10 protein-coding genes and 1 other RNA gene are annotated in these 13660 nt (G+C 43.3%); 1 reads left to right on the top strand and 10 read right to left on the bottom strand.

Annotated features, from left to right (window positions below):
- The 10 genes from AC4E96_RS13045 to AC4E96_RS13000 form a co-directional block, all read right to left on the bottom strand.
- A partial coding sequence (locus AC4E96_RS13045; RefSeq protein WP_490256128.1) for a hypothetical protein occupies window positions 1-1979 on the bottom strand: 1979 nt, incomplete at its 3' end.
- Between the two features lie 326 nt (window positions 1980-2305).
- On the bottom strand, window positions 2306-2551 hold the full coding sequence (locus tag AC4E96_RS13040) for a DUF4282 domain-containing protein (protein ID WP_490256127.1): 246 nt from the start codon (window positions 2549-2551) through the stop codon (window positions 2306-2308).
- A 173-nt stretch (window positions 2552-2724) separates the two neighbouring features.
- Entirely contained in the window at window positions 2725-3429 is a 705-nt protein-coding gene (locus AC4E96_RS13035; protein WP_490256126.1) for a hypothetical protein, read from the bottom strand.
- A 297-nt stretch (window positions 3430-3726) separates the two neighbouring features.
- Window positions 3727-6639, bottom strand: a complete 2913-nt coding sequence (gene gcvP, locus AC4E96_RS13030; RefSeq protein WP_490256125.1) for an aminomethyl-transferring glycine dehydrogenase — start codon at window positions 6637-6639, stop codon at window positions 3727-3729.
- A gap of 77 nt (window positions 6640-6716) precedes the next feature.
- A complete protein-coding gene (gene gcvH / locus AC4E96_RS13025; protein WP_488034141.1) occupies window positions 6717-7106 on the bottom strand; it encodes a glycine cleavage system protein GcvH in 390 nt (129 codons plus the stop codon).
- Between the two features lie 159 nt (window positions 7107-7265).
- Complete coding sequence (gcvT, locus tag AC4E96_RS13020; RefSeq protein ID WP_490256124.1) at window positions 7266-8351, bottom strand: glycine cleavage system aminomethyltransferase GcvT; 1086 nt, start codon at window positions 8349-8351, stop codon at window positions 7266-7268.
- 136 nt (window positions 8352-8487) lie between these two features.
- Window positions 8488-9738 carry an FAD-dependent oxidoreductase gene (locus AC4E96_RS13015; RefSeq protein ID WP_490256123.1) on the bottom strand — a complete coding sequence of 417 codons (1251 nt, stop codon included), beginning with the start codon at window positions 9736-9738 and terminating at the stop codon, window positions 8488-8490.
- The gene (locus AC4E96_RS13010) at window positions 9731-11149 is read right to left on the bottom strand and encodes an FAD-dependent monooxygenase (RefSeq protein ID WP_490256122.1); all 1419 of its coding nucleotides are present in this window, start codon (window positions 11147-11149) and stop codon (window positions 9731-9733) included. Before AC4E96_RS13010 ends, AC4E96_RS13015 begins: the two co-directional genes overlap by 8 nt.
- Before the next feature lie 5 nt (window positions 11150-11154).
- Window positions 11155-12537: a Xaa-Pro aminopeptidase gene (gene pepP / locus AC4E96_RS13005; RefSeq protein WP_490256121.1), complete on the bottom strand. Its 1383-nt coding sequence runs from the start codon at window positions 12535-12537 to the stop codon at window positions 11155-11157.
- A gap of 56 nt (window positions 12538-12593) precedes the next feature.
- Complete coding sequence (locus AC4E96_RS13000) at window positions 12594-13148, bottom strand: UPF0149 family protein (protein ID WP_490256120.1); 555 nt, start codon at window positions 13146-13148, stop codon at window positions 12594-12596.
- Window positions 13149-13456: 308 nt separating this feature from the next.
- Here AC4E96_RS13000 and ssrS point away from each other — a divergent pair.
- Window positions 13457-13653, top strand: a non-coding RNA gene (gene ssrS / locus AC4E96_RS12995) — 6S RNA.
- Window positions 13654-13660 lie beyond the last annotated feature (7 nt).

Raw genomic sequence — 13660 nt, 5'->3', positions numbered from 1 at the left:
CCTTCTGAAACCGTTCCATCCTTCAACTCATAGCTGTATTCAAATGTAACCGTGTTTTCGCTAGTACTTGTGTTATCACCCATCCAGCGCCAAAAATCACTAGACATGTAATGCCTTCCATCAGCTATGGTCATTCCATTTTCAATAGTAACGGGTGAACCAGAAATCGTCTCATTTTGAGCAGTCGCAGCCGCATAGCGTTGACTCGCATAGACATAACCGTTAGACACAACAACCATACTATCATTTTCAGTGAATGGCGTTCCGTACTCAACACCTCCTGTGAAACGAAGAGTAAAGTGCTCTAACGAAGTAATTGATGGCGGGAAAACAACAATAATTCGGTTTTGATACGCTGATGTCGTTACAGGCTCGTTTGCCGTGTTCTCCGTCAACATAAACTGACCATTAGTTGAATAGTTATTGTTATCAACCACTATATCGTTGATATCAAACGTTTCTGCAGAAGCATCGTACACTTCAAATTCCTTGTTCGCCGCGCTATTTGCAAAGGTGGTATCAGAACCTTTTATATTAAGATTACCAATACGGTATTCATAACGCTCCGAAACCTTTAATTCAGAGTTCGGCACAACTGACAATAAAGTATCATTCAAGGATAATGATGCTGTACTCTCAACTTCAACGTCTTCCACTGTAAAACGGGTTGTACCAGCAGGAACAAAGTCTGTAGCTGATGCATCACCCTTTGTTATAATTAAAGCGTCTTTTTGGACAAGCGATACCGAGTCTTCCATCAATTCGATGCCTGATGCATAGAAAACTTTGTAGCCAAACTCTGGCCCAGTGACCACCTGCTGTTTGGCGATAACCGGAACATAATCCGATCCAATGATATAAGTACGTGGCATAACTGCTACGTCAACTTCAGTTGTCTCAAGGTCGTATTCGCTACCGTAAACGGCGTTTCTCGTATTTGAGAAAGAAATGACTAGGTTTTCAGAGTTCAAATATGCATCTATTGATGTTGATTCATAACCTATACCATCATATTCAAAACTAGGGATAAGAATTGATGTGGAATGAGAGCCTTTAAGCTCTAATGTCACAGAATACTGGCCCGTTTCGGCGTTATACGTTGCAATATCACCTCGACTCGACTCAATTTCTAAGTCAGCGATCGCGTTGGCCTCGAAGTCGACAACAGAAAAACGCACTTCAACTGTAGATGACAGTGGCTCTGATGACTCTTCCACTTCAAGCAGCTCTGCAGTCGTGTCCATTTCTTGCTCATTGCGATCAAACCAAAACGACAGCTTACCCATCGAGTCGCTATAATTATCCTCGATATCTTTTAAACGATAGTCGCGCTGGTTATCACCATCGACATCTAAACTTGTTTCAACTCGCTCGACAATGCCAGCAGGAACCGTGATTTTATACTTACCCGTTGCGGTATCTTGTGTTGACTTGTGCATTAAATCACGCGCTTCCAAGTCATTTGTTGAACTAGATGACGCGGTGAACTCTAAACCAGAAATTGCTTCACCGGTTCTTTTATCTAAAACCGTCAATTCATATTCAACCGGTGTGCCAACCTTTATTTGGCCTAAATCCGTATATACCGTCGCCCCAGCCTCACCGTAACCAGTGCGACCAGCACGCATAATTGGCATAAATGAACCGTCTGTAGACTCAATAAGAAGGTTGTAGTCACTGTAAAAAGGAATGTCTTTTAGTTCAAATGTGCCCGTTGAAAGTGCAACCGGCTCAGACCAGGTTTGACCCAGTTTTATTTTAACTGTACCAGCCGTAACAGGTAGCTCTGTTTGGCTATCAATTACAACACCAGACAAAATGATTGGGTTACCCGTTTGTTGGGTTTTATTTGTTTCGTTTGCTTGGCTTAATAACTCGTTTTGTTGAGCCAATAACTCGTTTTGTTCATCTTGTTCAACATCGATGCAACCTTGTACAAACACAGCTGCAACAAGCGCAGAAAGTAACTTCTTTTTCATTTTTATCCTGTTCCTTGGATGAGCTTTATTATTATAAATCCGCAGTTTGCTTCGCTCTAACTCATCCTTAATTGAGCCGGAGTAGTCTATAACATCTGCCGTTTAACACAAAACGGCTTGATTCTATAGAAAGTCGTAATACTTTATAAAGTGTCATGTTTGAATTACGACGAGACATGTCAAACTCTTTTGAGATATCTCGTATCATAGACTTGTTAGCATTAAAAAAGGCACCCTTCTCGGTGCCTATTATACTAAAAGCAGACTTATAATTTGATTTAAACCAAGCAATGGTGTCAATCAATAGTCGCCTTGGACTGAGCTTGTTACTCTGATTTTTCAGCTATTTTTTGAACATTTTCGTTAATTTTAAACAACACGATCATTAGCTCACACCAAAGTCGAGCACCAATGGCGCCAAATACTATTATAGGTAATCCAACCCAAAATCCTTCATATCGGTTCATCATCGCGGCAACGCCAGTGCCGATAGCTATCAAGAGCAACAACCAATAAACAAAGGTGATGATTTTAGGGGTAAGCATTGAATCAAAGAAAAATACACTTTTCATTTTAAGTCCTTTTTAATACTGCAACTCCACTACTTTTTACACTCGAGGTCTGGAGTTTTTATACTTCGAGTGGTTGGTGTTTTCCATTTGGGAAACGTATTAAACCTTACATCAAAATATAAAATGGCGTAAGTGTATAATTTAAAGACAGATATGCTTTCAACCCTTAGTGATTATGTTTTTCTCAATCCATACAAAAACTGACAACCTTTCTCAAATTGACTGTTGTTTAAGTAATTTAATGTAATGAATTCTATTTCACTGATATTGTCTCGTTTTGTCTCCTGAGAAATTTCAAAATAAAATTCTGAGTAATCTGCTCCAAACTTTTGCAATTCGATATAAGGGAATTGTCGATAAAGCCAATTACCTTTGGAGATAACCCTTTTTTCTGCCAGCTGGTTATTATCCAATAAAACGTATGTGCCGTCGCTTTTTAAACTCAGCTCATAGTTACCACCACACTCTTTTGCTTGATAGGTATGTTGCAGATCCTGGCGGAACAACTCACCTATTGCTTTACTGCCCTTCGGAAATAAAAACAAAGCAATGGAGTTTTTGGTATACCAATGATTCCCAGTTGTTAAGGCGTTAGTGTATTCGACCGTCATACCAGCCTTCTCAACCACCGCCTTGGCCTGATTGATTACTTCACGTTGCTCTAAAAATAAAGAGTACAGCAAGGTGTTTTCGGATACCGTTGTCGGAAAATCCAAATTGTTAAACTTAATTTGATAGTCTTTTTGCGTTAACTGCTCCGATAAAAACGCCTTCTGCGGCTCGTCCAAGTATTTAGCGTATATATGCACAGTGGGCCTGTTCGTACAGCCTATCAGCAATAGGACAAAAAAAAGCGCTAACAATTTGATGAAATTCATAGTTTCACTTCTTTATTGGGAAATATTCTCAAACATATTAGGATTACACTTGTAATCAATGCAAGCATAAGAATTACACATGTAATCGTTATTCGCAAGAGTTCAGACTATGTAACCATTCGCGAAGTCTTTTAGATGAAAGCTAGCAAGTACCCGCTGTTTGAAACCTGCAAATCAGTTTCACTTCAATTACGTTACGTTTACATCACTACAAATTAAAAACAAAAAAGCGAACCATCTCTGGTTCGCTTCTCTAATATGACTTTGTCGGATACTTAATTAAGCATCAACAACCAATCACTCGTCTCGATAAGTATCAATATCAGGACAGCTACAAACAAGGTTGCGGTCGCCATATACGTCGTCGATACGAGTTACGGTTGGCCAGAATTTGTTGGCTTTAACCGCTTCACATGGGAATGCAGCATAATCGCGTGCGTATGCGCGGTCCCACTCTGGGTCAAGTACGTCTTCGGCTGTGTGTGGTGCAAAGACTAACGGGTTGTTATCTAGGGTCCACTGGCCGTTTTCGACTTTTGCGATTTCTTCGCGGATGGCGATCATGGCGTCAATAAAGCGGTCTAGTTCGACTTTTGCTTCTGACTCAGTTGGCTCGATCATAAGTGTGCCTGCAACTGGGAACGACATAGTCGGCGCGTGGAAGCCGTAGTCATTTAGACGCTTAGCGATGTCCATTTCTGAGATGCCTGAGGCTTCTTTAAGTGGACGTAAGTCTACGATACATTCGTGTGCAACGCGGTTGTTACGACCACGATACAAGATTGGGTAGTGTTGGCTCAAACGCTCTGTTACGTAGTTGGCGTTAAGAATCGCCACTTCGGTTGCTTGGCGTAGACCGTGTTTACCCATCATCGCAATGTAGGCCCAAGAAATCGGTAAGATACCTGCAGAGCCATAAGGCGCAGCTGATACAGCACCGTTGTCCATACCGACGTTGTCGATTTGGTTGTCACCAAAGAATTCTACTTTAGTCACTTGGTGGTTAGGTAAGAATGGCGCTAAGTGCGACTTAACACCGATTGGGCCCATACCTGGACCACCGCCACCGTGTGGAATACAGAACGTTTTGTGTAGGTTCAGGTGAGATACGTCAGAACCAATGAAACCAGGTGCTGTTAGGCCAACCTGTGCGTTCATGTTGGCACCATCCATATAAACCTGACCACCGTTGTCGTGAACGATGTCGCATACTTCACGGATTGACTCTTCATATACACCGTGTGTAGATGGGTAAGTTACCATGATGCACGATAACGCGTCTTTGTGCTCTTCGGCTTTCGCACGAAGATCATCCATGTCGATGTTACCTTCGTCGTCACAGTTAACTACAACGACTTTCATGCTTGCCATTTGCGCTGACGCTGGGTTCGTTCCGTGCGCCGAACTTGGGATCAAACAAATGTTACGGTGATGGTCACCACGGCTTTCGTGGTACTTACGAATCGCGATTAGACCCGCGTATTCACCTTGTGCACCTGAGTTAGGCTGCATTGAAATGTTGTCATAACCTGTGATTTCGATGAGGTAATCAGACAACTCACCAATCATCTTGCGGTAACCCTGCGCTTGGTCCATTGGTGCAAACGGGTGCATGCTGCCAAATTCTGGCCAAGTCACTGGGATCATTTCTGCCGTCGCATTAAGCTTCATCGTACATGAGCCTAACGAGATCATTGAGTGGTTAAGCGATAAGTCTTTACCTTCAAGCTTACGAATATAACGCATCATTTCAGTTTCTGACTGGTACGAGTTAAATACGTCGTGAGTCAAAATGTCTGTTTTACGCGTGTAAGCAGCTGGTAATGAATCAAAACCTTGAGCTTTTGCGTCTAAGTCTTCAACAGTTAAGCCGTGGTCTTCACCTAATACTAAGTCGAATAACTCAATGATGTCAGAACGTGTCACGTTTTCGTTCATTGAAACGCTTAGCTTACCGTCCAAGTCAGAACGGAAGTTAACAAGCTTGTCTGCCGCTTTAGCTAAAATTGCGTCTTTGTTGTCAGCTTTAAAAGTAATCGTGTCGAACCAAGTGTCATTAACTAGCTCAACGCCCTTCTCTTTTAGACCTAATGCAAAGATGTCGGCATAACGATTAATGCGCTGTGCGATTGCCTTAAGGCCTTGTGGGCCGTGATAAACCGCGTAGAACGACGCCATGTTCGCTAGTAATACCTGAGCCGTACAAATGTTCGAGTTGGCTTTTTCACGGCGGATGTGTTGTTCACGAGTCTGCATCGCCATACGAAGTGCTTTGTTACCACGACGGTCTTTAGAAACACCGATGATACGACCTGGTAAAGAACGCTTAAATTTGTCTGTTGTTGCAAAGAAAGCCGCGTGTGGACCACCGTAGCCCATAGGAACACCAAAACGCTGTGCTGAACCTAAGACAACATCTGCACCAAACTTAGCTGGACCTTCTAACAAGACTAAGCTCATGATGTCAGCCGCAACAATTGCAATGGCTTTTTTCTCATGAACTTGCTCAACCAATGGCTGAATGTCGTTTACTTGACCTTCTTGACCAGTGAACTGGAAAAGCGCACCAAAGATCTCGTGGTCACCTACGTTTTCCGCTTTATCAACAACAACGTCAAAACCAAAAAGCTCTGCACGAGTTTTTACTACGTCTACCGTTTGTGGGAATACGTCATCAGCGATGAAGAAAGTATTGGCTTTTTTTGCTTTGGCAACACGTTTGGCTAGCGCCATAGCTTCAGCTGCTGCCGTCGCTTCATCTAGAAGTGAAGCACTGGCTAATTCTAAGCCTGTTAAGTCAATAGTTAACTGCTGGAAGTTAAGAAGTGATTCTAATCGGCCTTGAGCAATCTCAGGCTGATAAGGCGTATATGCCGTGTACCAACCTGGGTTTTCCATAACGTTACGTAAAATAACATTTGGAACAGAAACTGGGTGGTAACCTAAACCAATATAAGACTTAGCGACTTTGTTTTCGCTCGCTACTGATTTTAAATACGCAAGGGTTTGTTCTTCCGTTTGCGAATCGTTGATGTTTAGGTCACTTTCTAAACGGATTTTACCTGGAACCGTTTGGTCGATAAGTTCTTCAACTGAGCTTACGCCTAACGTCTTACACATCTCTAGCTGTTCTTCTTGGCTAGGACCTATATGACGGCGGATAAAGATTTCGTTTTGCTCTAGTTGAGTAAGGCTCGATTTTTCTGACATGGCTAACAGACTTCCTACAGTTTAAATAGACAAAACCTCGCAGATTTTAAACCTGCGAGGCTTTTAATGGCTTCGACTTAGTCTTCGTCGATTGATTCGGCGTAACCTTCCGCGTCAAGTAAGTCTTCTAATTCAGACTCGTCTTCCAATTTAATTTTGAACATCCAACCGTCACCGTATGGGTCAGAGTTAACGTTCTCTGGTGAGTCTTCTAAGTCTTCGTTTACTGCAACAACTTCACCGGCTACTGGCGCATAGATGTCAGACGCTGCTTTTACAGATTCTGCAACGGCAATGTCGTCACCCGCCGCGAACTCATCGCCTACATCTGGTAGGTCAACAAATACCATGTCGCCAAGCAATTCTTGTGCGTGCTCAGTAATACCTACTACTACGATGCCGTTTTCTTCCTTACGCACCCACTCGTGAGACGACGCGTATTTTAAGTCCGATGGAATATTGCTCATTGTTAAGTTCCTTAGGGATCTTTATTTTATTAATGTTATTGAATTCAAATATTGGGCTTGTGTCCATACACTAAAGCCCGTCCGGATTGATTGTCTATTTAGCCACTCAAAAAGATAATGGCTGTTTAGAAAAGGGTCAACCCGGATAGAAAAATTTCTTTAAAGTACTGATTTACCGTTGCGAACAAAGCCCGCTTTAACGACTTTTACGTCAACCAGTTTTTTACGCATTTCAACTTGAACTGTGCTGCTAAGCTCAACACCTTTTGGAACTCGTGCCATCGCAATCGAGAAACCCAATGTCGGTGAGAAAGTCCCTGATGTGATTACGCCTTCACCTGCGTCACTGATCACTTTAAGGCCACCGCGTAAAACGCCCTTTTGTTCCATCACAAGGCCAACTAACTTGTCAGTACCTTGCTCTTTTAATTTGGCAAGTGCTTCGCGACCAATAAAGTCACGGTCTTCTGGCTGCCAAGAAATCGTCCAGCCCATGTTCGCTGCCAATGGAGAAACGGTTTCGTCCATGTCTGAGCCGTATAAGTTCATGCCCGCTTCAAGACGCAAGGTGTCACGCGCACCCAAACCCGCTGGCTTAACGCCTGCATCTGTTAGTGCTTGCCAAAAATCGGCAGCTTGCTCTGGTGGAAGAATAATTTCGTAACCAGCTTCGCCTGTGTAACCTGTCGTTGCGATGAATAAGTCACCGGCTTGAACACCATAAAATGGCTTCATGCCTTCAACCGCGGCTTGTTGTTCAGCTGAGATGACGGTTGCAACTTTCGCTTTTGCATTTGGGCCTTGAACGGCAATCATTGCATAGTCAGGTTGTTCAGTAACGGTTACGTCAAATGAGGCAGATTGTTTGGTGATCCAAGCTAAGTCTTTTTCACGAGTCGCAGAGTTAACAACCATGCGGTAAAACGTCTCATTGAAGTGGTAAACGATAAGGTCATCAATAACGCCGCCTTCTTCGTTTAACATACCAGTGTAAAGGGCTTTGCCTTCTTCTTGAAGTTTAGCAACGTCATTCGTCACAAGCTTTTGTAAAAACGCTTTGGCTTCAGAACCTTTGATATCAACAATTGTCATGTGAGAAACGTCGAACATACCTGCGTCTTGGCGCACTGCGTGATGCTCTTCGATTTGTGAGCCGTAGTTGATTGGCATTTCCCAACCGTGGAAGTCAACCATCTTAGCGCCCGCTTCGATGTGCTTATCAAATAAAACCGTTCTGTTGCTCATGGCATTACCTTTTAGTAATTATTAGCTTAGATCACTGCTTTGAGTTGGCTTTGCGTATCAAAGCCAAAAAGTTGCGACGGAGTATATCGCAATCATTGTTATATCTCTACGGCTTGAAGATTAGTAATTCTAATGCTTAAGAACGGTCTTTTTTGGCTAATTTTGGGAGTTCACCTTGCAGTCCAACTGCCTGTTCTACAATCTTACTTTTAGCAAAGCCCAACTTGTCTGTCATTTTGAGCCCAACACCTCGGATTATTTTTTTTAACGGGTTGGCACCATCAAACAAATTCTTTAAGCCGGCCATCGCAGCGATGTAAGTTTGAGCTTCCGCTTTACGCCAACGTTCGAACTGGCGAAGCGATTTGTGCAAGGTAATGTGGAATGATTCGTCTTGTTTTCGGCTTTCGCTATGGTCCTTAAATACCTCAGTAATGCAATCCGCTAGGCTCGCCGCATCCATCAACCCCAAGTTCATTCCTAAACCAGCCAATGGATGGATGGTGTGCGCCGCATCACCAATAAACACGACACGTTGCTCAATCCATTGTTGAGCATATCGCATGGTCAGTGGAAACTTGATCCGATTAGTAGTGACGGTAAGCGGCCCTAAAACAGAGTCGCTAGCAACCGTCAAAGCCTTACCAAAGTCTTCATCCGTCATTTGCATCAACATATCTGCGTGATTAGGCTCGGTTGACCAAACAATGCTGCAGGTATGCGAGTCAAACATAGGCAAGAGTGCTAGTGGCCCCGTTGGTAAAAATACCTGGCGGGCGCAATTTTGGTGATCCTCTGTGGTCTTGATATTGGCCACTATAGCGTGATGGTCATAGTCTGAAAAAGTAGTGGGAATACGAAGCTGTTTTTTGACCCACGACTGGGCACCATCCGCGGCAACACAAAGGTTGGCAATTAATGGTTGTCCGTTAGATAAAGTTAATAACACTTGTTCGTCACTGTTATGAATACTGGCGATTTCCGTTTCAAACAATAAAGTGACTTGTTCATGTTCTTCAGCGCGAGTAATTAACGCATTTCGAATATGGTTGTTCTCGATAATATGGCCAAGTTGAGCGACCGGTGTCTTGGCCTTCAAGTCATTAATATCAAAATGGATATCACCAAAACTTTCTTTTTCCCAAACGTGCATTGAGTCGTAGGGTAATAAGCGTTCGGGTTGAAGGTATTGCCAGGCTCCTAAGTTTTCAAGAACATGTTGGCTAGCAAGAGAAATAGCGCTAACTCGGCTTTGAGGCTCGCTTAATTCGACTGATGCAGTACTTCGGTCGATAACGGTAACTGCAATGCCCTGCTCTGCCAGTGCCAATGCCGCCGTCAAGCCGACACACCCACCGCCGACAACGACAATATCCGTGCTAATCATGTAACTTCTCTTTTGCTAAATTAAATTGTTGGTGACTACCCATAAAATGAAGGGCTAACCACTGTTGTAAAGTGTCCGAACCTTGCAACGCCATCAATCCAGTCGTTCTTGTCAAAGCAGCTGCGCGTCCTTCTATTCCAAAAGCTCGAACTAATAAATCGGTAAACGACACAATACGATCTATATCGTGTTGGCGATTTTTTTCGTAGTCATTGAGTACATCAAAACGACCAATGGCAATACCGCTTTTTGCCGCCTTTTTAATCGCAAAAACGAGCACTCCGATATCTCGAACGCCTAAATTAAAGCCTTGTCCCGCGATAGGATGAATAGTGTGAGCCGTATTACCCAATAACACCGCATTTGGCGCTGTTAATCGTTCGACTCTAGTTAGAGATAATGGATAGGTTGCACGTTTGGAGACACTTTTAATTTGTCCTGCTGCAAAACCAAATTCTTGTTGTAAACGCTCACAAAAGGCTTCATCAGTCAGCGCATTTACTTCAAGGGCTTGTTCTGGAGTTTGAGTCCAAACGACGTTGTATTCTTGTTTGCCAATCGGTAAAAAGGCGATAGGCCCGTTGGTGGTAAAGCGCTCAAAAGCGTTGTGATCAGCATCGTCAAACTGTCTGCTTAATTTGGCTTGTGCGCCTGTCACTCTAACATTAGCAATAACAGCAGACTGGCCATATTCTGATGTGTCGCTTGTGATATTTAGCAGTTTTCTCGTTGAAGACTGGCCACCCTCAGCCACAATCAGTAAATCGGTTGTTAGTTCTTGCCCAGATTCTAATTTAATGAGGCGCTTGGATTGAGTAGTTGCTTGAAGTGTGGCCTTATCATTGCCACTGTCGTTGTCGTCGTTGTTGTAAGAGTCAAGGCCACTATTGCTGTGATTGTCTCTAGCATAAATGTCGCCTTCGGTAGCGGCGATACTCTTATTACACGCAAGATTCACTAGTTCCATTGATTCAATACGGTCAGGACAAAACCAAGCGATATCCAGTTGTTTGGCACCAGCTTTAAGCGCACACCCTAAGTTATGCAGGGAAGCAACCTGCCCCATCGCATTTAAATCGTAATCACGCGCTCGCATAACCGTTTTGCCAAGGTGACCTCTATCGGACGTCACTATAGTTTGAATTGGCCAACCATGTGATTTAAGTTCAGACCAAACACCCCAATGATCCAATAGCTGCAATGACCCATGCGATAAGGCCAAACAGCGCTGATCGAAGTTAGACGTTATCATTTCATTCGAATTGCCATCACTTAGAGATTGATCAATCGGCTCGATGATACCAACACTCAAATCTGGGCATTCTTTTTTCAGACCAATAGCAGTGAGAAGACCAGTTGGGCCGCCTCCAGATACTAAAACATCGTAATGGGTGTTTGGGTTTGTGTTCATATTGTCTAAGCGCTTGTGTTGCGCATCAGCTCTTCAATCTCTGCGGTTGTCTTAGGTACGTCCGCGGTTAAGTTTTCATAGTGCTTACCGCTGTTTTGGCTTGCCTCTGTGATCAAAATATTGTCTTCAATTCTGACACCGATGCCATGCCATTTAGGATCACAGTCCGCTTCACTGTCTATGTATATGCCTGGTTCAACGGTAAAGATCATACCTGGTTGCAATCCACGCTGAGCTCCTGCTTGGTTGTAGTCACCAACATCGTGAACGTCGAGACCTAACCAGTGCGCCAGTCCATGCATATAAAACGCACGATGCGCGTTATTTTCGATCAGTTCGTCAACATCGCCTTTTAAGATATCCAGACTTACTAGTCCTTCCGTCACCTTGCGAACCGATACATCTGTCAGTGTTTTTAATGAAGCTTCTGGGCTGATTGCGTCTAAAACGGCTAGCTGAGCGTCAAGTACGATGTCATAAATCGCTTTTTGCTCTGGACTAAATGTGCCATTTACTGGCCAAGTGCGAGTGATATCTGCGGCATAACCTTCAAGTTCGCAGCCTGAGTCAATAAGGACTAAATCACCACTTTTTATTTCATCTTGGTTTTCTGTGTAATGGAGAATACACGCGTTTTCACCGCCACCGACAATCGTCCCGTAGGCTGGGTGGCGAGCACCGTTCATTGCAAAATGATGGTGAATTTCGGCTTCAAGTTGATATTCAGTCACCGCTTCGTTTTGAGCATGTTGTTTCGCTGCAAATTGCATCGCTCTAGTATGAGCAGCTGCACTTATTTTACCCGCCCTACGCATCACGTCGATTTCGGCACTCGATTTAAACAGACGCATGTTGTGAACAATTGGTCTTACGTCTAGTAATTCTGTTGGCGCTGACCAGCCTTTTTTAGGGCCCATGCGAAGCGTGTGCAAAGTATCGAACACAAGTTTGTCGGCATAATCGTATTCGCCTTGCCCAAAGTACAACGTCGATTTGTTATTAATGGCGGTTTGAACTGTTTCAGCTAATTCTGTTTCATCTGCAGTCGCGTCAAACAAATAATCAACCTTTGCACGCTCTTTACCAATGCGACGACCTTGCCAAATTTCGGCGGTTTTGTCTTTGACTCGACATACCAATGTACTAATGGTTTGTTGTTCTGCGCCGACGGCTGCGTCACTTAACTTTTCTAAAATCAAATAGGCATTTGGTTCTGGAAAACCCGTTAGGTAAAAGAAATCACTGTCCTGACGAAATGGAAACTCGGTATCACGGCTTCGCGTTAATTCACGTGATGCAGGAAAAATGGCAACACTATTTGGCTTCATCTGTTCTAATAATGCAGCTCTGCGTGATGCAAACTCATTCATCGGAATCGTTAACTTCATTTTTACCTCTAATTTTATAACGGTGTTGGCAGATTGCTCGGCGAATTGGATCGTGCTTAGTGGAGTGTTTTGCTTGCCGGCTGGCTTGCCACTACTTTTTTGCCAAACTCTTGGTAACACAAAATGGCCGACACTCGAACAAACTCAATGACTTCATAAAAATCAGCTTGGTTTTCATTGGTATCTTCCATTTCCGCTTCCATACGTGTAATGCTGGTCATATCTTCAATGATTTCTCTTACATCATTACTCGCTGTTTTAAGATCTCGTTTACAAAGACCAAAACCAACTAAGAAATGCTGGACCCAATTCACTAATTCGGTTGCTTGGTCAGTTAAAGACTCATCTTCTTCTAGTAAAATTGGCTCAAAACCAAATTCATCTGACTCTAATTGCGTGAAGGTCTCGTCCACTAACTTCGTCGTTGCTGATTTTAACGAGCCTTTAATCGTCAAACCGTTGTTGAATAACTCTTCCATGTGATCCAAAAATTCATTGGAACCACGTGACATGCCACCAGCAACAAGCCCAGTTAAAAGGCCATGAATCTCGCTAGCAGTTGCAGTGAAGTCGTGCTCGTTTAGCACTTGCATTAGTTCTTGATGGGTCATAATAAGCTCGATAGAAATGATTTAACGTCAGTGTAATAGAAGTTAGTGAAAATCAGAAGACTTGGTGGCAATTTGGTCACTACCGTAAGCCTAAAAGTTTAATTTTTCTGCACTTAGTCAAAAATCTAAGCAATTGAACAATCTAAATTTTGATTTTCATTGTACTGACACACAGAGCTGTTATATTCCGCAGCGAAATAGTTAAGCAACCAATTGTATCGAATAATTATTGGTATCAAATGTCTGCTTGAACTATCGTTAACTAGTCGGCAACGTTATTTAACGCCGCTGACGTTAACATGAAAATATGGTACCTGGGGTGTTTGACAGATAACTAGTATCCCTGAGCCGATAATACTTTTTTAGGGTTCCATCCTTCCTGCTATTGCGCAGGCTCGGCTTGCCTTTTGGCATGAATCGAGAAGCCTACGGTGGGAATATGGGGTCCGCCTTGAACACGTCGGTTGTTCAAGGGTTCGGTTTTCATCGGCACCTTGGGAACCACCATATTT

This window comes from Psychrosphaera sp. (genome assembly GCF_982872775.1).
Note: the sequence above shows the minus strand (reverse complement) of the source record. Positions and strands in the feature narration are given on the sequence as shown.

Bases quoted from the DNA above. Each gene is read 5' to 3' on its own strand.
- AC4E96_RS13010 (WP_490256122.1), bottom strand. From the start codon at position 11,149: ATGAACACAAACCCAAACACCCATTACGATGTTTTAGTATCTGGAGGC.
- gcvP (WP_490256125.1), bottom strand. From the start codon at position 6,639: ATGTCAGAAAAATCGAGCCTTACTCAACTAGAGCAAAACGAAATCTTT.
- gcvH (WP_488034141.1), bottom strand. From the start codon at position 7,106: ATGAGCAATATTCCATCGGACTTAAAATACGCGTCGTCTCACGAGTGG.
- AC4E96_RS13040 (WP_490256127.1), bottom strand. From the start codon at position 2,551: ATGAAAAGTGTATTTTTCTTTGATTCAATGCTTACCCCTAAAATCATC.
- AC4E96_RS13000 (WP_490256120.1), bottom strand. From the start codon at position 13,148: ATGACCCATCAAGAACTAATGCAAGTGCTAAACGAGCACGACTTCACT.
- pepP (WP_490256121.1), bottom strand. From the start codon at position 12,537: ATGAAGTTAACGATTCCGATGAATGAGTTTGCATCACGCAGAGCTGCA.
- AC4E96_RS13015 (WP_490256123.1), bottom strand. From the start codon at position 9,738: ATGATTAGCACGGATATTGTCGTTGTCGGCGGTGGGTGTGTCGGCTTG.
- gcvT (WP_490256124.1), bottom strand. From the start codon at position 8,351: ATGAGCAACAGAACGGTTTTATTTGATAAGCACATCGAAGCGGGCGCT.
- AC4E96_RS13035 (WP_490256126.1), bottom strand. From the start codon at position 3,429: ATGAATTTCATCAAATTGTTAGCGCTTTTTTTTGTCCTATTGCTGATA.